The sequence below is a fragment of the Bradyrhizobium sp. S3.3.6 genome, from assembly GCF_040546905.1.
GTDB classification, from domain to species: domain Bacteria; phylum Pseudomonadota; class Alphaproteobacteria; order Rhizobiales; family Xanthobacteraceae; genus Bradyrhizobium; species Bradyrhizobium cytisi.
On record NZ_JBEPOT010000004.1, the window covers coordinates 113,928 to 140,191 of the forward strand.

Genomic DNA, 26,264 nt, shown 5'->3' on the forward strand with positions numbered 1-26,264 from the left:
GCGGCAAACGCAGATGAGGGCAGACCGGGTTCATGATCGGCAGTAGCGTTGTTTTTCGGACGCGACCGTGGACCGTCCTGCTCCTGGGGCTGCTGACCACGGCGTCGCCGGCGGCCTTCGCCGCCGAATGTCCGGGCCATCCGGGCGCGCTCGGCACCTCCCGCACGCTCGTCGTCGATCCGCATGAGCATCCGCGCATCGGCACCATGCAGTACCGCGAGACGCTGCCGCTGAAAGACCACGAGGTGGTGCTGACCTTCGACGACGGTCCGCTGCCGAAGAATTCCAACCAGGTGCTCCAGATCCTCGCCGACGAGTGCATCAAGGCGACCTTCTTCATCATCGGCGAACAGGCCAAGGCGAACCCGGAAGGCGTGCGCAAGCTGGTCGCGGCGGGCCACACTGTCGGCACGCACAGCATGAACCATCCGCTGACCTTCGACCGGATGCCGCTCGACAAGGCCGAGGCGCAGATCAACGGCGGCATCGAGTGGACGTCGGCTGCGATGACCGATCCGTCCAAGCTGGCGCCGTTCTTCCGCATTCCCGGCCTGATGCGCGCCGAGGGCGTCGAAAACCTGCTGATCTCCCGCGGCATCCAGGTCTGGAGCGCCGACTTCCCGGCCGACGACTGGCGCCATATCTCGTCCGATCGCGTCTACCAGCTCGCGATCCAGCGGCTGGAGGCCAAGGGCAAGGGCATCCTGCTGCTGCACGACATCCAGGCGCGCACCGTGGCGGCGCTGCCAAAGATCATCCGCGACCTGAAGGCACGCGGCTATCGCATCGTTCATGTGGTGCCCGCGACCGCCGACCAGCCGGCGACGCCGACCACGGCGGTGGAGTGGCTGCTGCATCCGCCGACGGAAACGACGCCGATCGCGCGCTGGCCTTCCGTGCCGAACTTCGCGTTCACGCAGACCGCGACGCTGCCTGCGCCTGGCCTCGCCGATCTCAACACGCAGACCGGGCACCAACCGCTGGTGTTGCCGCGCAAGACCATGGCTCAGGCCGATGTCGCCGCCACCCTGCCCGCGCCCGGGCGCGATCTCTTCGCGATCCCCGAGGGCTCGGTCGATGTGCTGCTGTCGGCGACCTTATCGCGACGCGCCGCAACCCGGCTCGCGATCGCGGCCGAAGCGCCGCATGCCGGCAAGGGCAAGCCGGCCAAGATGCAGGCACGGCGAACCGCGCATGCTGCACACCCGAAGCACGCGGCCCAAGCCAAGAGCACGGCACCCCGCCCGACCCGCGTCGCCACCAGCGTGAAGAAGCGCGCCTGAGTAAAAGCCGTTACTGCCGCATGATATTGGCGACGCAGAGCAGCACGATCAGCGCCAGAAAGAATAGATCCATATAGGACTTGAGCTCGCCGTCGCGGCGCAGCCGGGCCACGTCGGCCACGACCTGCTTGCGCGTATTCGTTCCGCCCGAGCCGTCATTGATCGGCGCCTGCAGGCGCTTGGTCTCGGCTTCCAGCTTCTCGATCTTCTGGAAGAAGTAGAACGCGCGCAGCGTCGAGGCCGCGCGCATGCCGCTATAGACCAGCACCAGGATCGCGAGGATCGCCCGGTTCTGGTACTTCTCCATGAAGTTCAGGCTGAAGTAGACCAGCGCCATGAACGCGAAGTTGGTCAGGAAGCGGTAGACGAAGCTTAGAAAGACCATGCTGGCTCCAGGCGAGAGAGGTCGCGCGAGGCCCGTCTAGCCCAACTTCGTTTCAACAAAGATACCATCGCCCGCGTGCCGCCGCCTTTTAGCCACGCGCCGCCATAATGCAAGCGAGAGCGCAGCCCCTCGCCGTGTTCCACGCGCCCGGCTCGATGGAGATTCGACGGAAGCTACGGTAGACTGCTGCCGCTGCCACACCCGAGGTCAGCGGATTGGGGTCTGCCGATGCCGAAGAAGGGAATCACGGGCCACGACGACTGGGTTCTGACCGAGGCGCTCGCGACCGCGCTGGTGGCGCTGGAGCAGCTCGAGGCCAAGCACCAGCCGTGCGCGCATATGGACGACATTCGCAAGTTGCTGTCGAGCGGCAAGGAGCCAGCCGCGGTGAGCCTGCATCTCGCCCAGGCCAAATGCCGCCTGTTCCCCGACCTCGATCCGCTCGAGATCTACCGCGAATACGGGATCGGCGAGGAATATGGCTAGCCAGGGAGATTTGAGCATCTTCCTCCAGCGAGGGCAGGTCATGATGCTCGCGCCAAGCGCGACAGATCAACCATCCTACACTGGGGAGCCTTGCCCGGTGCCCCTCCGACCGCCGCCAGCGCTGTGCGCCAAGTCGGTATATCCCTGTGGATAGCCTGTTGAGGGGTCGCGCCAAAGCGCGCGAAACGACCCCGCCAGCTACCGAAGTAGGCTGACGGGGCTTGTGAAACGATCTTTGGCTTGCTTTGCCATTCCTCTCGGTTTGGCTTTGTCATTCCGTCGACCGCTCACTGACTGAATAACGAGGCGCGCAGGTTACCCGTTCCTCTGTCGGCGCAATTTTTTCCGCATTTTTTTCGCGCCTCAGCGGCTGCAGGTTTCGACCAGTTCGGCCCCGGCGCCATATCGATGTCGCCAATCATTCCAGGCCTCTTGACCGATCAGTGAGCGAGAAAGCAGCATTTTGGACTGCGTGTCAGCAAGTCGGCCGTGACGCTGCCAAATACCCATTCGCGTAGCCGCGTATGTCCATATGCACCGGTGACCGTCAAATCGGCACCGTGTTGTTCCGCCGCCAGCATGAGTGCGTCCGCCACCGACCGTTCCGCGCGCACACGCGCTTCCGCTTCTGCGCGGACATCATGACGGCCAAGAAACGTCGCAACGTCCGCAACCCTCGCTTTGGCGGCATCGATTTCAGTTTCGTCGACGACTTCGACAACCGATACGAGGTCGGCTCTCTGAAGCAACGGCAGCGCATCGAGACACGCGCGGCGCGCTTCTCGCGTATCCTTCCAGCCGACGACGATGCGCTTCGCCTCCAGGCTCCGTGTTCCGTCTGGGACAACCAGCACCGGTCGGCCAGCGTGCATCAGCACGTCGCCTGGGTCCATTAAGCTGAAAACGCCAAGCTGGGCGGGGGCTCGGCCGAGAACAATGACGTCGGCCGCACGGCTTTCGCGTACCAATACCGCTTCAGGCACCCCAACCACTGAGCGCCATTCAGTTTGCAGGCCGCCGACCGCTGGAGAGTTCCGGAACCCCGCCTCAGCGTTTTTGAATCCCGTCCGGATGCGCTCCTCTTCTGCCTCCATCTCGGCTGCGATGGCAACCCCGCCGTAGTTATCGACCACTGGTGCCCGCAGCTGAGCTGCGGCTACACCGATCAGCCTGGCGTTAAAGCGACGCGCAACTTGCGCGGCGCATTCAAGGCGGTTGCGCGATGCGTGGTCTGGTTCGATATGAACAAGAATGGATGTTAACATCCGATTTCCCTAAGTAACCTGCCGTTGCGCGTACGGCCGGTTCACTTGTCGCCACCCGACGCAGCACGCTCAAAGCGAGATGCAGAACGAAGGGCCATGATGCGCGTGGCGCGGGCTAGATCCGATCACGCAGGCCTTTGACACCCTCGCCCTGGGCGCAGTGCTCGCAACAGAAAAAAGTGCCCGCCTTCTCCAGGCCGTGTCCGACGATACGGATTCCACAATGATCGCAGCTCGGCGCTAGCGCGTGAATGGCGCATTCGAAGCTGTCAAATGTGTGCGCTTTCCCGTTCATCGAGACCTGAAAGGTCTTGTCATAGTCATTGCCGCAGGTTTCACATGTCGCCATGATCTCTCGCCTCCGCCGATGTCGCATATGGACGCTGAAGTCGCCAAATGGCACTTGGTTCCAATAGGTGATGTGGCTGGACGTCCGCGGCCGCAATACCCACCATTCAGCGTATCTAATAATGATACTTCGGGGTCACGTTTCCATTCCCACCCCGGGCAGCTCAAGGATTCTGTCCAATCGGCAGCCGGCAACTCATTGGAACGGCCATCTGGCTGGAGCGTTCGCTGGTCGGGGCGTGCAGTCAGAGGAGACGGACATGAGACGAATGATCCTGACGCTGCTCGCCGGTGCTGGTGCTCTCATAGCGTCGAGCGCTTATGCTGCCGACGAATTTCAAGTCGGAGACGGCTCGCCTTTGCTCCATCAGGCGCGGCTCGTTTGTGACGACGCCGGCCGATGCTGGCACACCAGAGGCGATCGCCGCGTCATCATTGGAAACGACTATTATTACGGTCCGCGGCGATACGACTACTACGATCGTGGCTACTACGACCGGCCGGGCATCGGGGTCTATGGGCCGGGCTTCAGCTTTGGCATCGGCCCAGACTGGTGACCGCGATGCGGCCTTTCGACGGACGGCTCGCCAAGCCCAAGTGAAGAATCCGGCGGGCCGTCCGGCTCTGCGGAAGGCGTGGTCCCGTTCCGGTTAGGCGGCAGACTGCCCTTGTTGACGACCGGCCGTCCAGAGAGCCCGCACCTCTTCAGGCAATGCATGGCGAACCTTCTCGACCTGATTTGGGTCAAGGTGATGGTTCAAGACCTGGAACGTGGCCTGCGCGGCATCGCCTGCGCCGATCGGCCGCAACGAGCTCAGCTCTGCGGAAATGATCCCGAGAAATTCGGCGGCAGAACGCCAGTCCTTCGGGACTTCACTCGGCCGCCACTGATCGTAGTAGACGCCCCGGACCAGCAACGGGAGCTGGGCACCGAGGTGTGCCGCTAGATTGACCGGGATCCGATCGCGAATGGTTCGGAGCACCGTTCCCAACGCATGCCATGCAAGCTGCCTGTCATGCGGGAGCGACGTCATCATCTCATCCAGCCACGTGTTTGTGAGATGGATCGTTCTGTCAAATACATCGAGGCCTGTTGCACTCATGATTACGTCCTTTTTGCTCGAAGACAGCTGAACGGACAACGTCGGTCGTCACCACGGGTTCTCGATTATTGAGAGATTGATACCGGCGCAGCGATGCCGCAATCGATATGCTACTGCCTCCCGGGGCGGTTCGCGCTCAACGCTCGATCGTTCCGGTTCGGCGGATCTTCTTTTGCAGGAGCATCACGCCGTAAAGGAGCGCCTCTGCAGTCGGCGGACAGCCCGGGACGTAGATGTCCACGGGAACAATGCGGTCGCATCCGCGCGTCACCGAATAAGAGTAGTGATAATATCCCCCGCCATTGGCGCATGATCCCATCGAGATCACATATCGCGGTTCCGGCATCTGGTCGTAGACCTTGCGCAGCGCCGGCGCCATCTTGTTGCACAGCGTGCCGGCCACGATCATGACATCCGATTGCCTTGGGCTCGCACGCGGCGCAAATCCGAACCGCTCTGCGTCATAGTGCGGCATCGCCATTTGCATCATTTCGATAGCGCAGCAGGCGAGCCCGAACGTCATCCACATCAACGAACCGCTTCGCGCCCAGGTGATGAGATCATCGGCCGCGGTGACAAAGAAACCCTTGTCGGCGAGATCGCCCCTGACCGCGCCGAAAAACTCGTCGCTCGTCGGTTTGCCGGTTCCGGGGTCCAGGAGCCCTCTGCCAGCGGGCACGATCAACGGACGGTCCATGCGCGTCTCCTGTGCTGCAGCTTCTCATGCAACGTCCAGGCGGCGGTACCGTTCGTTTCGTAAGCAATGTTTCGCGCGAACTGCACCGGACGGTTCGGCGCGGTCCCTCGGACTGGACGCGGCTTGAATTGGCAGCTCGGTTTCCTATATCTGTGTTTGCAGTCGATGAGGATCGCTTCGGTTCTCGCCGCGGCGAGCTTCGACGGATGGTGACGTATGATCGTCCCGCAATCCACGTCTGCCCCCAACCCACTTTAGATGAACATCGTGCGGCTTCAGCCGGGCGACTTATGGATGGACATGACAACATCTGCACTCAGCGGGGCGGTCGAGCCGCGCTTCAGCATCAAAATGCCGCGCAAGTCTCAGATGCGCAAAACCAAGCACGCTGCCCGCAACGGCATCGCGATCAATTCGTCCCGGAATGCTCAAAGACACTACGAGCGCTATCTGGCGCTAGCCCGCGCCGAAGCCTTGAAGGGCGACCGGATTGCCGCGGAGAACTACTTTCAACACGCAGAGCACTATCTGCGATCGATGCGCGAGAACGGCGCCGCCGCTCCTTTGGGTGGCCGCTCGTAGCGGTGGGCTTCGCCACGAGCAACGTGCTTGCAGCCAGCGCGAGCGGCGCTTCCGGATCGCAGTCGTAGACGCTCTCAAATCGCGAACCGCCGTTTGCGTCACCGGCTATAGACGCCGATGAGCTCGGCCTGCCCCAGCATGTGCTTCTCAGCCGACTTCCAGATGTCGGCAACGGACATCTTGGGCGCTCGCGAAAGCGCTTCGACATCCAGCGCCGCCAGCTTGAAGTGGTAGTGATGGGTTCCGTGTCCCTTCGGCGGGGCGGGTCCGTGATAACGCATCTCGCCGAAATCATTGACGCCCTTTCCGAGCCTCTCGGTTTTGGTCTTCGCGCCGTGGCCGATTCCCTCCGGCAGCAGCGTTCGTTCGCCCATGATGTTGTAAAGGCCCCAATGGTGAAACGTGCCGGACGGCGCGTCCGGATCTTCAACGACGAGGGCGAAGCTCTTGGTTCCCGCCGGCGGATCCGACCACTCCAGCGGAGGTGAGAGGTCTTGTTCATCCGCCGTGTATTTTGCGGGAATTCGGTCGCCATCGTGGAACGCAGGGCTTTTCAAGCTGAATGTCATTCGCGCTCTCCTGATTTTTGCACCATCGATCTCTTTGTGCCGAGCGGCTCACAAGTGACGGACTACAATCCCGCTATCTCGGAATGCTAGGGAATACGTTGCGTTCACTCGGCAGCTGGCCCACGGTCACGCTCAACGGGTTCACTTTTCCCTGTCTAAGCGCAGTGACCTGAATCCGAGAGCCCGGCGCCGTCCCGTGGACCTTCTTGGTCAATTCGCTGGCATTCTTGATTTGCTCCCCATTCACCGAGGTAATCACATCCCCGGTTCTTAGCCCCGCCTTCGCCGCGGGACCGTTCTCTTGAACGCCTGCCACGATCGCGCCGTGGAGATCGCTTCCGCCCAGGCTGTCGGCAAGTTCCGCAGTGACCGATTGAACCTCGACACCCATCCAACCGCGCGTCACCGTGCCCTTGTCCTTGAGTTGCGGTAGCACCGTCTTGACGACTTCGGCGGGTATCGCAAACGCGACGCCTACCGAGCCTCCGGAAGGCGAAATGATCATGCTGTTGACGCCGATGACTTTGCCGCTCGTGTCAAAGCTCGGCCCGCCAGAATCGCCCTGGTTGATCGGCGCATCGATCTGGATGAAATCCTGCGCAGAACCAGTCCCGATGTTGCGCTCACGCGCCGAAACAATGCCGGCTGTAACCGAGCCGCCGAGCCCGAACGTATTGCCGGCGGTAAGGACCCAATCACCGGTGCGCGGCGGCTGGTCGGCGAGCTGCACGTAGCTGAAGTCGTTGCGACCTTCGACCTTGATCAAGGCGATGTCGCTCAAGGAATCCCTTCCCACCACTTTCGCGGAATAGGTCTTCTTGTCACTGGTGCGGATCTCCGCCATGTCACTGGTCTCCACGATGTGACTGTTGGTCACGGCATAGCCGTCAGGCGAAATGAAGAAACCTGATCCGATATTCACCGTGCGTGTCGTTCTTGGAACGGTACCGCGATCGGGGACATCCGGCGCGGGATTCTCGCTTTGCGGCGAGTCATCGTCGGGCCGACCGAATTCGAATGATTGGTCGGGCAACGAATTGGGCGTCGCAGCTTTGGAGCTGACCGCTACCACGGCCGGCACAACTCTTTCGGCGAGATCTGCGAAGTTAGCCGGTCCGGCATTGCTCTCACGGTCCGCGATCTGACGTATGAAGTTCACGGACTCGTCCCCGGATAGGGCCCGTTGTGCGGGATTGACGGCCAGTGCCGGCTCGACAGTCACAACCGACACGATCGCGGAGGCGATCGCACTGCCAATGATGGACGCTCGGCGGCAGATGAAAGTTCGTTTTTCATGAACCATTTCTGCTTCCCTTCCACTGCTTGTCAGTTTTCATCGCGGTTTCCTCTTCAAGAGGTCAGCGATCGATTTCACCGAACACAATGTCCAGCGAGCCGATGATTGCGGAGACGTCCGCCAACAAATGGCCGCGGCTGAGCAAATCCATCGCCTGCAGATGCGCGAACGAGGGTGCGCGGATCTTGCACTTATAGGGCTGGTTCGTGCCATCCGAGATCAGGTAGACGCCGAATTCACCCTTTGGGGCTTCCACCGCGGCATAGACCTCGCCGGCCGGCACGCGAAACCCTTCCGTATAGAGCTTGAAGTGATGGATCAGGGCCTCCATCGAGCGCTTCATCTCGGAGCGCCGCGGAGGAAAGACCTTGTTGTCCTGCACCGCGACCGGACCCTGTCCGTCGGAAGCGCGCAGCTTTGTGATACACTGTCTCATGATGCGCACCGACTGACGCATTTCTTCCATGCGGACCAGATAACGGTCGTAGCAGTCGCCATTCTTGCCGATCGGAATGTCGAATTCCATTTCCGGATAGCATTCGTAGGGCTGCGCCTTGCGCAGGTCCCAGGCCGCGCCCGAACCGCGCACCATCACGCCGGAAAAGCCCCACTCCCAGGCTTCCTTCAGCGTCACCCTCCCGACGTCGACATTGCGCTGCTTGAAGATGCGATTTGGCGTCAACAGCCGATCCAGGTCGTCCACCACGCGAAGGAACGGATCACAAAAGGCTTCAATGTCGTCAATCAGCTTTGGGGAAAGGTCCTGATGCACGCCGCCGAACCGGAAGTAATTTGCGTGCATGCGCGCGCCGGAGGCACGTTCGTAGAACACCATGAGCTTCTCACGCTCTTCGAAGCCCCACAACGGCGGCGTAAGCGCGCCGACATCCATGGCTTGGGTCGTGATGTTGAGAAGATGCGAGAGCAGACGTCCGATTTCACAGAACAGCACGCGGATCAATTGGCCGCGGCGCGGCACTTCGAGGCCAAGCAGTCTCTCTGCTGCGAGGCAGAACGCATGCTCCTGGTTCATCGGTGCGACATAATCGAGCCGGTCGAAATACCCGATCGCCTGCAGATAGGTCTTGTTTTCAATCAATTTTTCGGTTCCGCGGTGAAGCAGACCGATGTGAGGATCGACCCGCCGGACAACCTCACCGTCAAGTTCCAACACAAGCCGAAGCACACCATGAGCCGCAGGGTGCTGCGGGCCGAAATTGATGGTGAAATTGCGAAGGCCGGCTTGTTCCACGGGCGAACTCAAGGTTTGTAGGCGCAAAGGCTGTCGGCACAACGACCCGGGTCGACGAGCCTGCACACTTCGACCCGCGAAGCGCCAAACATCCCCAGGCGTTGGTTGTTCCTAACGCCCCCGTCGGCCGCCAGGCGAGACGGGATGTGCCGCGCGCTTTTTGGAAATCAGGGACGGGATCGCGGTTGATAGAGCCTGAACCTTGCATAGTCAGGCCAGGCCGGACGCAGGAACCGATGGCTAAGGAAAGCGTCGCCAGGACACATCTCGATCATCGTCGCGTCGCGCCTGAGGGCCCGTTCCGACGACCGCGGCTATACGTGGTTGGCGAAGCACCTGGCGCCGAGGAAGTCGCGCAGGGTAGGCCCTTTGTCGGGCCGGCCGGTAGGGCATTGCGCGAGATGCTAAATGAGGCCGGGATCGCCCCCCAACAGGCGCGTTTGGCAAACGCCATACCTTTTCGACCGATCGCGTATTCGAAAGACCGGAGGCTACGTAACCGCAGCCCAACAATAGAGGAAGTCGATCATTATGGAGCGGCAGTGCTGAGTGACATCCGGCGTTCCAGGCCGGACGTGATCGTTGCTCTTGGCAGCACCGCGTCTCGCCTGTTTGGCGAATCGCAGTCGATCCGCCTAATGCGCAAAGCAAAGCTCCAGTTTGAAGGCTACCCGCTACGCATCACCTTCCACCCGGCCTACGCCCGCCGCTTCGGTGGACGCGACGGCGACGTTTGGCGCCAGGCGGTCGCCGATCTACGCAAAGCCGCTCGCAGGCGTCGGTCTTGATCGCCGCGGAAGGCAATTTCAGCGGTCACGAATCTGGTTTGCGAGCGAGGCGCACGACGCGCCTCGCCAGGATCGATATGGGCGCGTCGCGCCGTGCGTCATTTCGCTTTCGTGCCTGAACCTGCCGTGCTGTCCGATCCGATCTTCTCGAAGTCGCCAGGCCTCCAGCTATAGTTCACGGCCGGCTCTTCCGGGCCGTAGAGCCGCAAGATGGCGAAGAATCCTCGTCCCGGCGCGGTGGCAAGCCAGTTGGCTTCTTTCGCGGCGGGAGACTTCGGGCCGACGTAGAGGTCCGTCGTGCCGTCGGCGTTCTGCTCCGGCTTGTCGCGCGATCCCAGCGAGGGGAAGCGCCGTGTTTCGGTCGCCAGGCCTGAGGCGTTTTCGGCTTCGTAGAGGGTGAGAGACCAGAACAGCGCGGCTGGAACGTTGGGCGGCAGCGTCACCTTGTACGAGGAATCACCCGACAGCGGCTTGTCGTCTGCGTCGTTGAAGGCGATCCCGTAGAATGCGCCCTTGCCGGGCGACAACGACACCATTCCTGGACTGATTGAGTAGTAGTCGGTGAACATCCAGACGCGAGGCTCGATTTCGGTAAAGCCGGCCTTCTTGTTGCGCCACGACAGATCCAGTGTCTTCTCGGAACCCGGCTCACTGACATTGTTGATCGGATTGACCCACCCGCGGTCCTTCCAGATTTTGAGGTCCCGGCCGCCGATCTCGGTCTTTCTGCCGATTACACGGCTTGTCTTGTAAGCCGTTTTCGCTGCCGCATTCAGGATCGCCTTCGTGTCGGCATCGGGCTCGAACGGGCGGCCCTTGATGATGCCGATATTCGCGAGAAGGCCCAGACCATCTTCACCCGCCAGGTTCTCACCCTCGCGATCGAGCAGCCATTTGATTTGTTCGAAGGCTGCAATATCGGAGGGCGGCAACATGTTTGCCGCGACGCCCGAGGCGTTCGGAAACTTCATCGGCTTGCGTTCGGCCTCGGGGAGATTCAGCGGATAGATCTTCGCCTGCTCCATCAGCTTCACCGCGGGCGAAAGATCCTTCGGATCCTGGTAGAAGGCGCGGAGGAAGATGAAGAGGTTGTTCGTGCCGGAGCGGTAGACATAGTAACCCTTCGGCACATCGCCCTTGTAGCCTGGCGGCAGAACGAGAAACTTGCCGCCTTTGCCGGCGTCCGGTCCGGGCAATCCGACGTCGCCGAAGAACTTGCCGCCGTCGACCGGGATCGGCCGCTGCCAGAAATCGAGCAGAATGCCCTGGAGATTGGGTGGCGCCTCGAACACGATCGGCCCGGTCTCGCCCATGTCCACATAGCTCATGGCGTAAATCACGTCCGAGTTCGGCGTCGTTACCAACGTCTTCGGATCGAGCCGCTCCTTCCAGACCGGAAGGATGTTGTAGCCGGCGCCGAACACCTTCTCGGAGCCGAATTTCATGCCGAGCGTGTTGATGAGCGGCATCGCCCACAGGTACGCTTGCGTGGCCTGCTGGAATTCAAGCTCCTGCATCAACGTCTTGGCGGTCTCCGGCGTCGGCCGGTTCTGTTCGAATGGCAGATTGGCCAAGGCGTCGAAGCGGCTGGATTGGCCGTAAGCCATGCCGGTCGCGACGAGAGTTGCGCTCAGCAGGACGGAAAAGGACAGGATACGTGTGCGGAATCGCTTGATCGTCATTGTACGACCCTTTCATATTGGGAAGCGGCCAACTCGCCGGATGTGGCCGATGTGTTTTGCGCCGGCCTTACCTCATCAGTGTCACGTTACTTTCCGAACGACGGGCGGCTGCCATGAGCCGTCGAGGATGCCCTCTTTGCCCCAATAAGCACGGATGTAGAGCGAGAATTTTCCGTCGGGCGCCGGCAGCCAGTTCGCCTCCTTATCCCCGCCCGGCGATTTCGCGCCCGCATAGAGCGTGAGCGAGCCGTCGGCGTTGCGTTTAAGGTTCTTGTTCTTGGTGCCGAGCGAATAGCTCTTGAGATTGTTCGGATGGAACAAATGCTTGTCGTTGTAGAGCGTCAGCGACCAGAATCCGTTGACCGGCGGTTCCTCTCCCTTTGCGAACGTGATCTCGTAATTGCCTCTGCCGGTCAGTTCTCCACCCGCACCATCCAGGTCAGTATAAAAATACTGAGTCTCGTTCGGACGGTTGTCGAACATGTTCGATCTGGCCGTCCCGGTCCGGTTGTAATAGTCGACGCCCCATTGCGCGTTGTTGGTCGAGCGATTCCATCCGTTGCCGGCCGGTCGTCCGTTGTACTTCCACTGGAAGAACGGATGAATGACCTTCTCGTCCGTGTCGATGGCGGTCGCTACCAGCAGCTTCTTCAGTTCCTGGTCTTGGGCGGCCGCGTCGAGCAGCAGACGGAACTGTTGATACATCGCCTGCTCCCCCGGCAAGGGATCAACGGTGTCGAGCGCCTGACCGAGTTCATCGAAGAACTTCTCCGGCACCACCCATTTCGTTTCTTCCCCGGTTGATTTCGGGCCAGGAATGTTGGGGGCCTTGCTCCATTCGATGGTCTTCATCTTGCCGGTAAAATCCTTTAGCGGATAGAAGACGACCTGATTCACGACCGGCTGAACTGCCTTTTTGTCCTCGGGCGTGTCATCCTGGAAAATGCGCGGAATGGCATTGGCCAACGACGTAGGACACCGAATGACGTCGGTGATGCCGGACGGCTTCAGGCCCCTCCACCTCGGACCGGCAAGCAGGTAGAAGCCGGGCTTGGAGTTATAAGGCTTGCCGAGATTGCCGAACTGATCGGTACGCGCATCGTACATGGCATAAACCCAGAAGCGATCGCCGAAATCGGGCACCTGCGCGACCACCGGCTCATCGTCGAGTGAGAAGAACCCAAGGCCATAGACGACGTCCTGGTTCGGGCATGTAACAAAGGTCTCCGCAGGATCGACGTAATCGGAGAGCATTCCAACTTGACCAGTCGGCGCTACGGGGACCACGCCATTAAGGTGGCCCGGATGCGGCGCCTGTGCGAATATGGCCCTGCGGTTCATCATGTTCACAATCGGCCAGCCCCAGACGTAGGCCATCTGCGCAATCGTCCTGGCGTAGCCTGGATGCATCGTGATGCCGGTCGCAGGCTCCGTGACCTGCGATGCCGCGCCGGAGGCGGGTCGAGCCTGCGCGGTCTCCGTGACAGCCAAGACCGAGGCGGTCGATAGCGCGGCGGGAACAGCCGCTCTGGCGCTCAGAGCAGCGAGCGACGCCGCGACAATACCGCCCTTCATCGTATCGCGCCGGGTGGCCCCTGATTGATTTGCCGATGTGGTTTTCATTACTCGTTCCTTTCCGACCGATCGCTTGTATTAGCTTCATTGAGCGCAGATCAATTCACCTTCACCACGTCATCCGGCTTCCAGCTCTGATCGAAGAATTCGACGCCGGTGCCGTAGAGGCGCAATGCGGCCAAGAAGTTTCGGCCGCTGACGGTCTGTATCTAGTTCGAGTCAGGAGCGCCGGCGGGCTTCGTGGGGCCGAACCAGATATCGATCGATCCATCGCTGTTTGTCGCGACCTTGTTGAATCCGTTGATCGACGGCAGCAGTTGCGGCGTTTCCGGCATGGTCCCGTCGGTGACGTTGTAAGCAGTCACCGCCCAGAACAACGCGGCCGGCGGATGGGGCGGCAGATGCATTTTGTAGGTGTTCGAACCGTCGAGGAACTCGCCGCTCGCGTCGCGGGCGGTGAACGGATATTTCGACCCGGCTCCCAGCGTCCTCATCACCATTGCGGACGCCGTCGAATAGGCGAACTGAAAATAGCTTGCCCGCTGGTTCACGTCGAGATAGCCGTCCTGGAGCCATTCGGACGTCCCGCCGGCCCAGGTGTTTTCGTACTTTCTGTCGTTGTAATAGAGCTGACGTCCGTCTGGCCTGCCCAGTTGCCGCATGGCAAGGATCATCTTGGGCGCCGTCTCGACCGCCTTTTGCAACAGCTCTTGTTGCTGCCTGGTCGGATTGAACGGCTGCCCCTTGATGATGCCGATCGAAGCCAGCACACCGCGCAATTCAGGATCGATGGCTGAGTCCGGTTCGTAGTCGACGAACGTCTTGAGCTTGGTCCAATAGGTATTGTCGACCGGATACATCATGTTCACGCGCTTGCCGCTTCCGTTGGGAAACTGCATCGGCTTGACGTCTTTCTCCGCAGCCCACAGCGGATAGACGCGTGTTCTTTCTGCAAGTGCCACAGCCGGTTTCGGGTCCGGTCCGTTGTCGCCGTTCGCCATGACGGTACGAAAGAACAGAAAGACGTTGTAGGTTTTCGATTTGAACACGAAATAGCCTTGCGGTGTCTCGCCGTCATAACCTGGAGGTAGCAAGAGATAGAGCCCGCCACGCGCACGATCCGGCCCGATCGCACCGACATCGGTGATCGTGCGCTGGAAAAAGTCGGTGAACATGCCGATTACGTTGGGCGGCGCGGCAATGACGAGCGGTCCGGTCTCCTTGAGGTCGAGATAGCTCATGGAGTAGATGACATCAGCGTTGGGCGTCGGTACCCACGCACGCGAGTCCATGCGGTCCTTCCAGATCGGCAGGACGTTGTAGCCCTTTCCGAATGCCGCCTCCGAACCGTCGCGCATCCCGATGACGTTCAGCGCGGGCTGCATGGTCATGTAGGCATGAACCGCTTGCTGGTAAAACAACTCGTCGCGCAGCGTCTCCGCTTCCTTTTGCGGAAGCCAGTTTCCGTTGTTGATCTGTTTGAGCAGGGGTGGGGTTGTTTGATCCTGTTGCGCCAATGCCGGCACGACACCATACAGAGATGAGATCAACAGGGCAGACGTCAGGATTGAGCTTCCGGTTCTCATGTCTTTCCTCTTTGCGTTCAGATTGGAGGCTCTCGTGCTTTTGGAAATGCTTCGCTGGCGAAGCGAGGCGCAGGTCACGCGCCTCGCGGTGATCGACATGGGGGTGCGTCCCGCCGTGCGTCACTTCGCTCGCGAGCCCGAGCCGACCGTTGGTTCCGATCCGACCATCTCGAAATCAACCAGCTTGAACGTTTTGTCGAAGAACGCCTGCTCCGGCGCATAGAAGCGAAAATAGACGAACCCGCCGTCGTTGCCGACACACCGATTCACATTCCACGCGGCATGGACCAACCATCCGGCCCAGACGAGGTCATCAGACCGCGTCCCAACACACCTCGATGAATTGCTTCGAATGCCGGCGCCCGGATATTCGAAGGCCGATCTAGCCTGCCTCACTGAAGATCGGAGACGGCGCGCTTGCTGCTGCTTCTAGCAGACCCTGACTGACTGCTGAACGTACGCATAGCCGTTCCACACGGACCGAGTTTGATAGCAGGACCCGTAAGCAGCTGCTGCCCCGAGCGCAGCGCCAGTTGCCACGCCCGCGGCTACGGGGGCTCCCCAGCCTCTGCCGTAATAGCCTCCACGGTAGTACCGACCTCCAGCCCATCGGGTGCCACCGCCGTGCCAGCCGGGTCTTACTCCGCCTCCATGAAAACCGCCTGCATGAAATCCGCCCGCCCGACCACGGGGACGTGCATCCGATTCAACCGGCAGCAGGGTTAGACCAGCGGCGACTAAGCTTAGAGCCAATACTGAGGTGGCTGGACGCATGATTGTTCTCCATGACATTACACAACCTGTGAACGTACGTTCCGCAGCCTGCGAACGCATTCGCTCCGAACTCGTTCCAATCTCAATTCTGCAGAGGAGCCATGTCAATTTCCCCGGCTATACGGTGCGCGATCAAAAATCGGGCACGCGCCCCGGACGCGGAAGTTCATCTTCTGGAAGCGGGCATTTCGCACTCGACGAAGCAACCGACGAAATTGCGTCGCTCGTCCGACACTTCCTTGAGCGTAATCACGGAGATAGCGCAGAGCTGGACGCTGCCAAGTTCAACTGAAATTCCGGCGTAGCATCAGCGCTCGCGCATATGGCCAGGGCGTCGGCAACGGATCAACGGGACAAATGAATTTTCCGGTCTCGGCACCGTCCATTGCCGTAACCGTCATACGAGACTTGGCTGTCATTGAGCGATTGCGGCATGCGGCAGTAGGCGTGCTCAAGGACCTACTAGTCGTGCAACGTGCGGGCGCACCCTGCCCACATGTCGTTTGATGGGACACAAACCGCGTAGCGCTCACGGATGAGCACGAGCCCACTGATTTCTACGCTGGGCTACGCCACTGCCCTCTCGCGATCAAATGGTGGTTTTCCTTCGCGCGGCGTTGGTTCAACTAAGCGCTGCACCAAGACGAGCGAGATCAAACAGGAGATTTGCGCGGGCAAAGTACTAACATTCGTTGTGAGTAACAATGTGGGAGCAGAGAAATCGCGAAAACATTTTTCGTGTCAATTACTTACGCCTTTGGTGCGCTCGGAGGGCGTCTCCATTCCTTTTAATATCAAGAGCTTGGCGGGGTCCAGCAAACCTTAAGGTGCCTTTCAGGCCTGAGAGCGCATTTCAGAGAGCAGCATACAATGCCCAACCACACTCTCGGCGACGCGCCCATTAAATGTCTTTCAAATTGGCCGCCTTTTGCTGCAAAAATAGATTTATGCGCATATATACGCATAATTTTATTTGGGCAAACAGGGGACCAAGATGGTAAACCGGCTGAAATATCACAGGGTTCAGAACGCTAAAACGCAAGCCGATGCTGCTAAGGCGGCGGGCGTGACTCAGCCAACCTATCAACGCTGGGAAACTGACCGTGCGGAGGTGCCGAAAACCGCGCTGGCAAAGCTAGCAAAATACTTCAAGGCAACACCGGCAGAACTGCTGGGCACGCACCCACCTGTGGAGGCAGCGTTCTATAGCGATAATGCGCCGCTTGATCTGCAGTACTACGGCGAGATCGCAGTGCATTTTAAGAGCGCCAGCGAACCATTGGTGCTGTCGATCTCAGAAGCTGTCCGCGCATCGGCCTATTCGCAGCTACATGAGAACCGTCGGTTCATCACGTTCAAGGACTTGGGCAACCGCAGCGTGGCAATCCGGCGCGAGGCAATTTCCGAGTTCTATTTTTCCAGCGAAGCCTATGACTGGTACGGGCCGGAAGAAGAACATAACAATTACAAGCTGGGTACACCGGTCCAGATGCCCGACACGCGCGATTGGGATATCGTCGAGGCGATCTATGACGAGGAAATTGGGGCCGGTGATTCCACGTCAGATTATCCCAAGGAGCAAGTCGAGCGCGTCCGTGAGACGGTCATGATCACCGATGAACAGTGGGACAAACTGGTCGCTGATGGCCGCGTCAAACCGGAGGAACTTGAGACCGAGAAGGCCGCGCGAGCGGCGGACACCGCCGAAATTCTCGCCTTGGCCCACACCGTGACGATCCAGCTTTCGAACGGCAAGCGCCGGGAGATTGAATACTTTGACTGCAACCTCTTCGAATGCTGGGAGCGGTTTGAGGACGAACACTATCCCTACAGCGACCCGGAGCCCGGTCTGATCCGCCTGCCATATGAGGGCTATCACCAAACGGTTTTCCTCAACCCGGAGGCATTGGATTACGTCTCGTTTCCGACCCACAAGGTGGAATGTGATCGTATCGAAAGTTATGACGATGGACTGGTGGATGACGACGAGGTTGAGGCGGATGGTGACGACGCCAAGGTGATCAAGCTGCCAAAGGCCAAAAAGAAGTCGCCCGTCAAGAAAGGCGGCACAAAATGAAGCTGAAGCAGAACACCGTGCCCCCTCACTGATCGAGGCTGGCTTCTATGATGAGAGGAACCCCGGTCGGCTCCGTCGCGTTATCGCTTTCGGCGGTCACGAAGGCAGGGTTTGCTATGTCGACTTCACGGGTGTTGGTCAGTGCGACATTTCTTCTCTAAGCCGTTGGGCACGGCGACGGCTTACCCGTGAGGAAGCGATGGTGGAATTTCCTCATGAAATCGGGAAACTGGAAGACGCGTTCTGCGATGCATTGGTGACTTGGCAAGAGCAGGCGGAGGAATGATTACCCGATTTACCAAGACATTTCCGGGCGTGACCGCAACGTCAAGGAAAAGCCGCCGCGAAGGGCGGTTGACAACTGGGATCGGCCAAACATCCAACTAATTCCTGCGTCCGACACCCTTCCCTCCAGGCTTCCCCTCGGCAGACGCCTTGAAGATGGAGCAGCAAAGCGCTATGTTAGACAAAGTCCATTTTTGTCTAACACACGGCGAAATTCCATGGCGAAGGCATCAGCGAAGAAGCGCACACTGCTCCGGGCGAAACAGAGGAGAGCTGCATCCAAGGGCAGCTCTGGATTGATAAAGACCTTTAAGCGCGAGCTTGCGACCAGCGGGCTTGTCGTGAGCAAGGCGCGATTCAAAGCGGTCATGCTGGCTGCGGAACAATCTGGCCTTCTGGGCGAAAAAGACAGCCGCATCGGTGGCCGGGTAAGTCCCGCCCTGGTCCGGCAGGCCAAGCGCCAGACGGGCATCGAGGCGGATACGGACTTGATCGAGTTTGCATTGGCGACGGTCGCACTTGAGGATAATTTCGCAGAAGCTTTCAAGGAGTCTCGGGGCAAGGTCGATCCAACGTTGAAGCTCGGTTTCTAAGTGGCGGAATTCGACTTTGACGCGGCGCGACGTTGGGCGCGATTCGATCCGGAAAACACGCTGGCACGGCGCAGCGACGATGAACTTCCATTCGTCAGCGCCAGTCCGATCGCCGGACAGGGACTACTGCTCGATACCTGCGTCTATATCGATCAAATGCAAGATCGTTCGCATCAGGTCCTGGACGACCTGATCGCGCAGCGACAAGTCAACCATTCGACTGTCGCGATCCAGGAGTTGATGCACACGGTCGGCGCGCTGAATCCGTCCGACGCGCGAACCGCCCCTGTCGTCGATGTAATCGGGAAGCAGATCAAAGCGATGCCACCACATCGGATCTTTGCGCCGGACATAGAGGTGCTGGGACGAGCCGCGCTGCTATCGGGGATCCTCTGCCGCATCCAGGGATATGAAAAGGACGGCAAGTTGCGCGCGCTTCAGGACTGCGTACTGTTCCTTCAGGCGCAAAAGCTCGGCTTCGTAGTCCTGACTGCAAATGTCGGCGACTATGATATTCTACTCCAACTCATACCAACCGGACGCGTGCTGTTCTATCGTTCGAAATGAACGTACGCCCGCCTATCTCTACGATGGGCTACGCTGCTGCCCCCTTGTATGCTGCTTGTGGTTTTCCTTCGCGACATTTTGGTTCAATGAGCGCTGACCACGACAAGAGCGAACGCTAGACTAGAAGCACGTCGGAGAGAAGCCGACGGAAAAGCTCAAAGAAAAGGTTCACTGCGAGTAACAATGTGGGAGTAGAAATCGCGAAAATATTTTCGCATCAATGACTTATGCCCCAGGTGGCGCGCTCGGAGGGCGTTCGCATTCGCTGCGATTTCAAAGGGTTACGACTGAGGGCAACGAGTTTTGGTGCTTTTCGCGCGCGAAAATGCCTTTTGGCCGAACCGCTGAAGAAGAGCCCTGCCCCATGCGAGGGTAACGCTAGCCCCACCGCTCATAACGGTCTGGTTGCCGGTTCGAGTCCTGCCGGGCCACCATTCCTTGTTGTCACCACACCAACTTGGCCAACGATACATCATTTGCATGCGCAACCGCCGGATGTCCCACAGGCTGGAAGCCGCGATGAATTTCAAACGAGCTGCCGCGCGACCATATCAGCGAACAAGCCCTTGGCCGCCATCAGCTCGTCGTAACGGCCGGTTTGCACCACTTTGCCGCGGTCGAGAACGACGATGCGGTCGGCGCTCTTAACCGTGGTGAGGCGGTGCGCGATGACGAGGCGCGTCACCGCCAGCCGGTGCAGGCTGTCGGTCAGTCGGGCTTGCGTCAAATTGTCGACGGCGCTCATGGCCTCGTCGAGCAGCAGGATGCGCGGCTTGCCGACTAGGGCGCGGGCGAGCACAAAGCGCTGGATCTGGCCGCCGGAAAACGCCGACGCGGCTTCGGTCACGATGGTGTGCATGCCCATCGGCATGGCGTGGATGTCCTGGTCGACATTGGCCTGCCGCGCGGCCTCCCAGGCCTGGTCGAGCGTGCCCTCGTGGGTGCCCATGATGTTCTCATAGAGCGTGCCGGGAAACAGCGCGGTGTTCTGCAACACGCCGCCGATCTGTCGCCGCACCAATTCGATGTCGAGATAGCGCAGATCCTGTCGGTCGTATTGCACAGTGCCGCTCGCCGGCATCTCAAACCCGAGCAGCAGCCGCATCAGGGTCGACTTGCCGGACCCCGAGGGGCCGACCAGCGCGACGTGCTCGCCCGGCGCCAGCGACAGCGAGATGCCCTGGAGCGCGAACGGCGCATCGGGGCCGTAACGGAAATAGACGTTGGTGATATCGATGTTGCCGGTCAGCACACCAGGATCACGCTTCGATCCGGCGACATCAGGCGCGACGCGCAGCAAAGGCGCCACACGCCCCCAGGAGGGTTGCGAATTCCAGGCGGCGACGACGCTGCGCGCCAGTTGCAGCGAGGCGCCCAAGTAGGCGCCATAGGCGGCGATGAAGGACACGAACGCACCGGTCGAGAGTTCGTCGCGCGACAGCTGCGACAGGATCAACAGGATGACCGCCAGCGCCAGCAGCTCGAAGGCCACCAGCGCGGTTTCGAACAGGGTGCCGAAGGTCCGCGCCTTGTACATGCGCGAGCGCAGCTCGGCGAAGTCCATGGCCCAGCGCGCAAAGCCGCGCTGCTCGGATCCGGTGGCGCGTAGAGTCGTGATGCCATTCACGAGCTGGAACACAATGCCGTAGATATCGGAGAGGATCTCCTCCCCGCGCCGTAGCGCATCGAGCTGATGATAGCCGCAGAATGCTGCAATTGCGGCGATCAGCGCGAACAGCCCGATCGCCGCCCCCGCCGCCGCGGGCGAGTAGTAGAACATCAGGCCGATGTTGCTGACGAAAAAGAACAGCGCCGAAATCGAGCCGAGCATCAGCGAATAGGCGCCGCGGCGCAATTGATCCGCCGCGACGAAGCGACTTGCGATATTGCCGGGGCTCATGCGCAGCGCGCTGTCGGGCAGCCGCAAAAGCCGGTCCATGAAGGCGGCCTGCAAGGCGCCCGCCCCGCGCCCGTCGAGCCGCAGGCTCGCGATGTCAAACACGAAACGAAAGCCGGCGGCGATGAACGCGGCCAGTACGAGGCCCATGCCGAGGGTGAACAGCGACAGCGTCTGGTGGCCTGGAATGAAGCGATCGAACGCCAGCTGCATCGCCATCGGTGTCGCGAGGCCGAGCAGCGCGGAGGCCAGCGCCATGGAGGCGGCGAGCGCCGCATCCCATCGGTTGCGCAGCCAGCCGAAACCGATGAATTGCGCAAACCCGATCGGCCGATCCGGGAACGGCGGATAGAGCATGTGCGCCTGCGGCGCCAGCCGGGCCGCCAGCGTCGCGTCGACCGGCTTCGGCCTGGCGTGCTCCGCCTCGATCATCACCCAGCGCTTCGCGTCGGTCGGGATCAGCGCCACCGGGCGCCGCGTGTCGTCGAGGAAACCGATCAGCGGGCCGAGATCCTGCTGCAACCAGTCGCCACTCAGCACCACCTGCCGGTTGCGCAACCGCACCGCGCGCGCCGCGTCGTCGACATTGCGCGCCTGCGACAGCTGTTCGCGCTGCCGGTTGGTGAAATCGAGCCCGAGCTTGCTCGCAATGGTGACGAACGGCGCGACGAACGGCTCGTCGCCGACAGGCTCGGCGGCCGCTTGCGGCGCGACCTTGCCCAGTACCGCGTCGAACCGCGTGAAGGCACGATTCACCGTGCGGGTGGTGCGTGCCATCCGGCCTTGGACCGCCTGGCGCAACGCGTCCTGGCGGGTGTCGTGCGCGCGCCGGACCAGCGAGAACAAAGTGGCGTGGGTGAACTCCAGCAGACGCTGCCATTCCGACAGGCGAAGGATATCGGCGGTGCCGACCGCATGAACATCGCAGGAGCGTGCCGGCGAGATCCAGATGCCGCCGGCCACCGCCGCCACCTGACGGCTATTCATGCCGGCGACCGGCACGCCGCCACAGCACGACAGATCGGCGCCCAGCGCCGTCAACCAGACTACGCCGCCACGGGTCATGAGCGCGGCTTCACCGGCGGCCTTCTCCTGTTCGCCGGGCGCGAAGGTGACGATGTCGAGCGGCGCCGGGCCGACCATGCGGCTCACGGCGGCGCTCAGATGACTAAGCCACCCGTCGATGGATGCGGCTACCGCGTTATGCTGCTGCTCGGAGCCTTTGGCCTGGATCGCCAGCGTGTCGGTGCGGATGGCGGCGATCGCGCTGGTCTCGACCGCCACCGCGGTCACCAGCAGATCGTCCGCCACCACGATCGGCGCGATGTATTCGCCGCCGCCGAGTTCGCACAGGAACATGCGTCCCGACGGCTCGTCGCCGCTCTTCACGGTGAGATAGATCTCGACCCGCCCGGCGGCGATGATGTGGCCCTGCCGGGTTTCGCTGAGCGCCAGCGCCTCGCCGGGCTCGAGATTGATGCTGGGCGCGGCCGCGAACGGCGCGGCCAGCATTCCGTCACTCGACGCCAGGCTCAGCACGGGCGGGCGGGTCGCCATCATGCCTCGACCTGCTTCTGGTAATGGCGATGCGCCGCCATCAGCGCGGTGTGGCGGCCGCGCTCGACAATGCGGCCCTCGTCCAGAACGATGATTTCGTCGCAATCGCGCAGGGTCGAAATGCGGTGCGAGATCAGGATGCAAGTGCAGCCACGGCGGCGGATGTTGTCGATAATTCCCTGTTCGGCGATGGAATCCAGCGAACTCATCGCTTCGTCGAACACGATCAGCACCGGATCGACCGCGAGCGCCCGGGCGATGGCAAGGCGCTGACGTTCGCCCGCGCTGAAATTGCGGCCATTGTCGTCGACGCGCGTCTCGTAGGCCATCGGACGCGACGCGATCATTTCGTGCACCATCGCGTCCCGGGCCGCCGCCACCACGCGATCCTCGCTGATGGTCAGATCCCACATGGTCAGGTTTTCGCGCACCGTACCTGCGAACAGCGTGGTGGTCTGGTCCACATAGGCCACCGCCGAGCGCAACACCGGCGCCGACAGCCGGGCGAGATCGATGCCATCGATCCGGATCACGCCGTCGCGCGGCGTCATCAGGCCAACCATCAGCCGGGCGAGCGTGGACTTACCGCTGCCGGTGGCGCCCGTGATGGCGACGCGACCGCCGGCCGGCGCTTTCAACGAAATGTCGCGCAGGAACGGCGCCGTCACCGTCGTGTAGCCGAAGGTCAGGCCCTGGATATCCAGGGCGCCATGCAGCGCCGGGATTACGCCTGACTCATCAGGGGCCTCGAGAATTGGATCGACGCGCTGCCGGCCGACATCGCCGAGCCGGTCGATATGGCCCCGCGCCTGCTGCAATTGCGCGGTCAACCCCATCACGCTGGTGACGGGCGCGTTGAAATTGGCCATCAGCGCCTGGAACGCCACCAGCATGCCGATGCTGACGGTGCCTTGCATCACGCCCATGCCGCCGATGAACACGATGCAGGCACCGGCGATCGTGCCGAGCAGGATTGGCAGGCCGGCTAGCAGCCGCTGCCAGAACGCCATAGCCTGCTCGGCGCTGACGACTTTGGCGTGCTCGCCCGCCCAGCGCCGGAAGAACAGGTTGTCGGCGCCGCTGGCGCGGTAGGTATCAAGATTGGCGAAGCCGTGGATCATGGTGGATTGCATGCGGGCTTCGTCCTGCAGCATCCGCCGGTTGGCGTCCGACAGCCGGCGCGACAACCAGACCAGCAGCGCCAGGTTGAGAGCCGCGAATGCGATCACCACCAGCGCCAGCGGCACGTTGTAGGCCAGCATGACGACCGCGTAGATCACGATCGACAGCAGGCCGATGAACGTGACCGCGAGACTGCCCGAAAGCAGGCCGGTCAGGCGGTCACTGACCATGAGGCGGTTGGTGATTTCGCCGCTGTTGCGCTGGGCGAAGAACGCCATCGGCAAGCGAAGGATGTGCCACAACACCCGGCCACTGGTGTCGACGCCGAGCTTGACCTGGAACCGCGCCAGCGTGCGCTGTTGCAGGAAGGTCAGCAGTCCCTTCGCCAGCGCGATCGCCGCGATGCCGCCGACCAGCCACCACAGCCAGCGCGACAATCCGGCGATCATGTAATAGTCGACGAACGCGCGCTGCAGGCCGGGGATCATCAGGCCCGGCACCACCAACAGGAAGCCGCCGAGTACGGCGGCCAGGATCGGCGCCTTGACGCCCGGTAGGGTCTGGCGAATGCTGCGCACAAAGTTTGGCGCTTCACCGCCCGGCACGAAATCCGCGCCTGGCTCGAGCGCGAGGATCACCCCGGTGAAGGCCCGCTCGAAATCTTGCGCGGTGATCACGCACGGCCCGGTCGCCGGATCGTTGATCCAGACCTTCTCGCTGGTGCGACGCTCCACCACGACGAAGTGGTTGAACTCCCAGAACACGATGCAGGGCAGAACGTCGCCGGTCAGATCGCCGGGAGCGACCGTGTAGCCGCGGCCCTCGAGGCCATAACGCGCCGCGGTGAGCAGCAGGTTGTTGGCACTGGTCCCGTCGCGATTGACGCCCGCGACTTCGCGCAACTCCTCGATCGGCACCCATCGGCCGTAATAGCCGAGCAGAATCGCGAGACACGCGACGCCGCACTCGGCCGCCTCGTATTGCAGGATGGTGGGCGTGGTGTGCGCGGAGCCGCCGGCAACCCTGTCGCGCAGCTCATGCAGCGCGTGCAAGGAGTATGCGACCTGTGGCGTCGTGCGCACCGCGTCGATGATCCGGGTCTTGAGTTCAGGCCGTGTAGTCACGAACCGCTTCCCAGAACCTGCCGCAGCGGCGGGATCAACAGGCTCAGGACCGGCAACGACATGGTCTCGATGTCGCTGCCGACCGTCGTGCCGGCATTGATGCTGAGATCGGGGCCGCGCGACGACGACCAGCGATAACCGCTCGGCGTGTCCCTGGCGGCGAACAGATCCACCACGACTTCGTAGGGGGCGCCGTCCTTGGCGAGCGACTGTCCGAGCTGCCGGTTCTTCAGCGTGCGGTACATGCCTTCCGCGGTCGCCGGCACCTCCGCCACGGTACGGACGCGGCCTTCGATGAAGCCGAACTCTTCCCGCCGCACCGTCGAGGGCGACAGGCGCACGTTCATGCCGGGACGGACCTTCTTGCCGTCGTTCGACGGCACATAGACAACCGCATAGAGCGGCCCGATCGGGTCTTTGTCAGCCTTCGGCAATGCCTCGGCGACCTTGTCGGGAATCAGCGAGAACAAAGCGGCGTTGCGATCGACGATTTCGCCCGGGTTGACCTTGAGTTCGATGACAGTGCCGTCATACGGGCTCAGCACCACGCTTTGGCGGGCGAGCTTCTCGCGCACCGTGCGGATCTTGCGCTCAGCGGCCGCGACCTTCAGTTCGACATTGAGGCGTTCGCGCTCGTCGTCGGTCTGCGCCTTGGTGGCCTCGAAATCGAGGTTGCGAATGCCGTCCTGGGCCTGCGCGCGTTGCGCCTCCGCCTTGCCGATCTCGACGCGGGTCTCGAGCGCGCTCTTGCGCGTGAGGATCTGCTTGTCCATCAGGACGGCGTCGCCCTTGGCGATATCGTCGAGCCAGCCGAGCTGCTTTTCAAGAAACGCGATATCGTCCTTGTAGCCCTGCCGGCGCTGCGCGATCGAGGCGGCAAGCGTCGGCCCGCGGCGCTCCTGGAATTTCACGATCTGGTCGCGTTCGCCGACGGCGTCGCGGTATTCGGCTTCCGCGTTGATCAGGTCTTCGCGAATCTCCGGCTGATCGAGCCGGGCCACCGCCGTACCGGCCTTGATCTTGTCGCCGACCGCCACGCTGAAGCTCAACAGACGCCCGGGATTGTCGGCGGTGACGTCGAGCAAGCCGCCCGGCGATAGCAAAATGCCCTGGCCCGGTACCGTGACCGGCACCGTCAGGACGATGCTCCAGATCAGGCCGCCGACCACGAGACCCGCCAGCGCCAGCAGCGCGACCCAAGTCGGACGTCCGACAATACGGAGCCCCTGGTCGAGCCGCTCCGGCGCCGACAACCTCTCGAGTGCCGCTTCGCGAAAAATGCCCTCGTTCGCCATGCCCGTTCGCTACGCCTGGCCGCGCCCGTCCTGACCGGGTGGCCTGCCACATCTACACCAATGGCCTTGCGGCAC

Annotated in this window: 23 protein-coding genes and 1 pseudogene; 9 read left to right on the forward strand and 15 right to left on the reverse strand. The window is 61.5% G+C overall.

Going from position 1 to position 26,264, the window contains the following annotated elements; translation table 11 throughout:
* Nucleotides 1-32 precede the first annotated feature (32 nt).
* Nucleotides 33-1,283 carry a polysaccharide deacetylase family protein gene (locus tag ABID59_RS13235; protein WP_354083684.1) on the forward strand — a complete coding sequence of 417 codons (1,251 nt, stop codon included), beginning with the start codon at nt 33-35 and terminating at the stop codon, nt 1,281-1,283.
* Nucleotides 1,284-1,293: 10 nt separating this feature from the next.
* Here the strand turns inward: ABID59_RS13235 and ABID59_RS13240 are convergent, their stop codons facing one another.
* Nucleotides 1,294-1,668, reverse strand: coding sequence for a hypothetical protein (locus ABID59_RS13240; protein ID WP_148754837.1), 375 nt, complete (start codon nt 1,666-1,668; stop codon nt 1,294-1,296).
* A gap of 228 nt (nt 1,669-1,896) precedes the next feature.
* Between ABID59_RS13240 and ABID59_RS13245 the strand changes: the two genes are divergently transcribed.
* On the forward strand, nt 1,897-2,154 hold the full coding sequence (locus ABID59_RS13245; RefSeq protein ID WP_148754836.1) for a hypothetical protein: 258 nt from the start codon (nt 1,897-1,899) through the stop codon (nt 2,152-2,154).
* 440 nt (nt 2,155-2,594) lie between these two features.
* Here the strand turns inward: ABID59_RS13245 and ABID59_RS13250 are convergent, their stop codons facing one another.
* Complete coding sequence (locus ABID59_RS13250; protein WP_354083685.1) at nt 2,595-3,419, reverse strand: universal stress protein; 825 nt, start codon at nt 3,417-3,419, stop codon at nt 2,595-2,597.
* Nucleotides 3,420-3,534: 115 nt separating this feature from the next.
* A complete protein-coding gene (locus ABID59_RS13255) occupies nt 3,535-3,768 on the reverse strand; it encodes a metallothionein (RefSeq protein ID WP_148754834.1) in 234 nt (77 codons plus the stop codon).
* A gap of 259 nt (nt 3,769-4,027) precedes the next feature.
* Here ABID59_RS13255 and ABID59_RS13260 point away from each other — a divergent pair, with 259 nt between their 5' ends.
* Nucleotides 4,028-4,324 carry a hypothetical protein gene (locus ABID59_RS13260; RefSeq protein ID WP_148754833.1) on the forward strand — a complete coding sequence of 99 codons (297 nt, stop codon included), beginning with the start codon at nt 4,028-4,030 and terminating at the stop codon, nt 4,322-4,324.
* Between the two features lie 93 nt (nt 4,325-4,417).
* Here ABID59_RS13260 and ABID59_RS13265 read toward each other — a convergent pair whose 3' ends face one another.
* On the reverse strand, nt 4,418-4,870 hold the full coding sequence (locus ABID59_RS13265; protein ID WP_354083686.1) for a DUF2267 domain-containing protein: 453 nt from the start codon (nt 4,868-4,870) through the stop codon (nt 4,418-4,420).
* A 136-nt stretch (nt 4,871-5,006) separates the two neighbouring features.
* Nucleotides 5,007-5,567: a NuoB/complex I 20 kDa subunit family protein gene (locus tag ABID59_RS13270; protein ID WP_148754832.1), complete on the reverse strand. Its 561-nt coding sequence runs from the start codon at nt 5,565-5,567 to the stop codon at nt 5,007-5,009.
* A gap of 294 nt (nt 5,568-5,861) precedes the next feature.
* Here ABID59_RS13270 and ABID59_RS13275 point away from each other — a divergent pair, with 294 nt between their 5' ends.
* Complete coding sequence (locus ABID59_RS13275; RefSeq protein WP_148754932.1) at nt 5,862-6,149, forward strand: DUF4167 domain-containing protein; 288 nt, start codon at nt 5,862-5,864, stop codon at nt 6,147-6,149.
* 98 nt (nt 6,150-6,247) lie between these two features.
* On the opposite strand, the gene ABID59_RS13280 is transcribed toward ABID59_RS13275, so the two are convergent.
* The 3 genes from ABID59_RS13280 to ABID59_RS13290 all read right to left on the reverse strand — a co-directional run bounded on the left by ABID59_RS13280 (nt 6,248) and on the right by ABID59_RS13290 (nt 9,267).
* Complete coding sequence (locus tag ABID59_RS13280; protein WP_148754831.1) at nt 6,248-6,718, reverse strand: YbhB/YbcL family Raf kinase inhibitor-like protein; 471 nt, start codon at nt 6,716-6,718, stop codon at nt 6,248-6,250.
* 73 nt (nt 6,719-6,791) lie between these two features.
* Nucleotides 6,792-8,021, reverse strand: a complete 1,230-nt coding sequence (locus ABID59_RS13285; protein ID WP_354032600.1) for a S1C family serine protease — start codon at nt 8,019-8,021, stop codon at nt 6,792-6,794.
* 55 nt (nt 8,022-8,076) lie between these two features.
* Nucleotides 8,077-9,267 (reverse strand): NADH-quinone oxidoreductase subunit D, encoded by a 1,191-nt coding sequence (locus tag ABID59_RS13290; RefSeq protein WP_354032801.1) that lies wholly within the window; start codon nt 9,265-9,267, stop codon nt 8,077-8,079.
* A gap of 236 nt (nt 9,268-9,503) precedes the next feature.
* On the opposite strand from ABID59_RS13290, the gene ABID59_RS13295 reads away from it, so the two are divergent.
* Nucleotides 9,504-10,055, forward strand: coding sequence for a uracil-DNA glycosylase (locus tag ABID59_RS13295; protein WP_354032599.1), 552 nt, complete (start codon nt 9,504-9,506; stop codon nt 10,053-10,055).
* A gap of 98 nt (nt 10,056-10,153) precedes the next feature.
* Here the strand turns inward: ABID59_RS13295 and ABID59_RS13300 are convergent, their stop codons facing one another.
* The 4 genes and pseudogenes from ABID59_RS13300 to ABID59_RS13315 form a co-directional block, all read right to left on the reverse strand.
* The gene (locus ABID59_RS13300) at nt 10,154-11,737 is read right to left on the reverse strand and encodes a DUF1254 domain-containing protein (protein WP_502916798.1); all 1,584 of its coding nucleotides are present in this window, start codon (nt 11,735-11,737) and stop codon (nt 10,154-10,156) included.
* Nucleotides 11,738-11,818: 81 nt separating this feature from the next.
* Nucleotides 11,819-13,360, reverse strand: coding sequence for a DUF1254 domain-containing protein (locus ABID59_RS13305; protein ID WP_354083687.1), 1,542 nt, complete (start codon nt 13,358-13,360; stop codon nt 11,819-11,821).
* 50 nt (nt 13,361-13,410) lie between these two features.
* A pseudogene (locus ABID59_RS13310) lies at nt 13,411-14,898 on the reverse strand (DUF1254 domain-containing protein).
* A 120-nt stretch (nt 14,899-15,018) separates the two neighbouring features.
* Entirely contained in the window at nt 15,019-15,189 is a 171-nt protein-coding gene (locus ABID59_RS13315; RefSeq protein WP_354083688.1) for a hypothetical protein, read from the reverse strand.
* Between the two features lie 481 nt (nt 15,190-15,670).
* Between ABID59_RS13315 and ABID59_RS13320 the strand changes: the two genes are divergently transcribed.
* The 4 genes from ABID59_RS13320 (at nt 15,671) to ABID59_RS13335 (ending at nt 19,194) form a co-directional block, all read left to right on the forward strand.
* The gene (locus ABID59_RS13320) at nt 15,671-15,964 is read left to right on the forward strand and encodes a hypothetical protein (RefSeq protein ID WP_354083689.1); all 294 of its coding nucleotides are present in this window, start codon (nt 15,671-15,673) and stop codon (nt 15,962-15,964) included.
* 702 nt (nt 15,965-16,666) lie between these two features.
* A complete protein-coding gene (locus tag ABID59_RS13325; protein ID WP_354083690.1) occupies nt 16,667-17,749 on the forward strand; it encodes a helix-turn-helix domain-containing protein in 1,083 nt (360 codons plus the stop codon).
* 503 nt (nt 17,750-18,252) lie between these two features.
* Entirely contained in the window at nt 18,253-18,627 is a 375-nt protein-coding gene (locus tag ABID59_RS13330) for a hypothetical protein (RefSeq protein ID WP_354032596.1), read from the forward strand.
* Nucleotides 18,628-19,194, forward strand: coding sequence for a type II toxin-antitoxin system VapC family toxin (locus tag ABID59_RS13335; protein ID WP_354032595.1), 567 nt, complete (start codon nt 18,628-18,630; stop codon nt 19,192-19,194).
* Between the two features lie 526 nt (nt 19,195-19,720).
* On the opposite strand, the gene ABID59_RS13340 is transcribed toward ABID59_RS13335, so the two are convergent.
* The 3 genes from ABID59_RS13340 to ABID59_RS13350 are packed head-to-tail and all read right to left on the reverse strand — an operon-like array spanning nt 19,721 to nt 26,189.
* Complete coding sequence (locus tag ABID59_RS13340) at nt 19,721-22,651, reverse strand: NHLP bacteriocin export ABC transporter permease/ATPase subunit (RefSeq protein WP_354083691.1); 2,931 nt, start codon at nt 22,649-22,651, stop codon at nt 19,721-19,723.
* A complete protein-coding gene (locus ABID59_RS13345) occupies nt 22,648-24,894 on the reverse strand; it encodes a cysteine peptidase family C39 domain-containing protein (protein WP_354083692.1) in 2,247 nt (748 codons plus the stop codon). The genes ABID59_RS13340 and ABID59_RS13345 overlap by 4 nt, the downstream gene beginning before the upstream one ends.
* Nucleotides 24,891-26,189 carry an NHLP bacteriocin system secretion protein gene (locus tag ABID59_RS13350; RefSeq protein WP_354083693.1) on the reverse strand — a complete coding sequence of 433 codons (1,299 nt, stop codon included), beginning with the start codon at nt 26,187-26,189 and terminating at the stop codon, nt 24,891-24,893. The genes ABID59_RS13345 and ABID59_RS13350 overlap by 4 nt, the downstream gene beginning before the upstream one ends.
* Nucleotides 26,190-26,264: the final 75 nt, after the last annotated feature.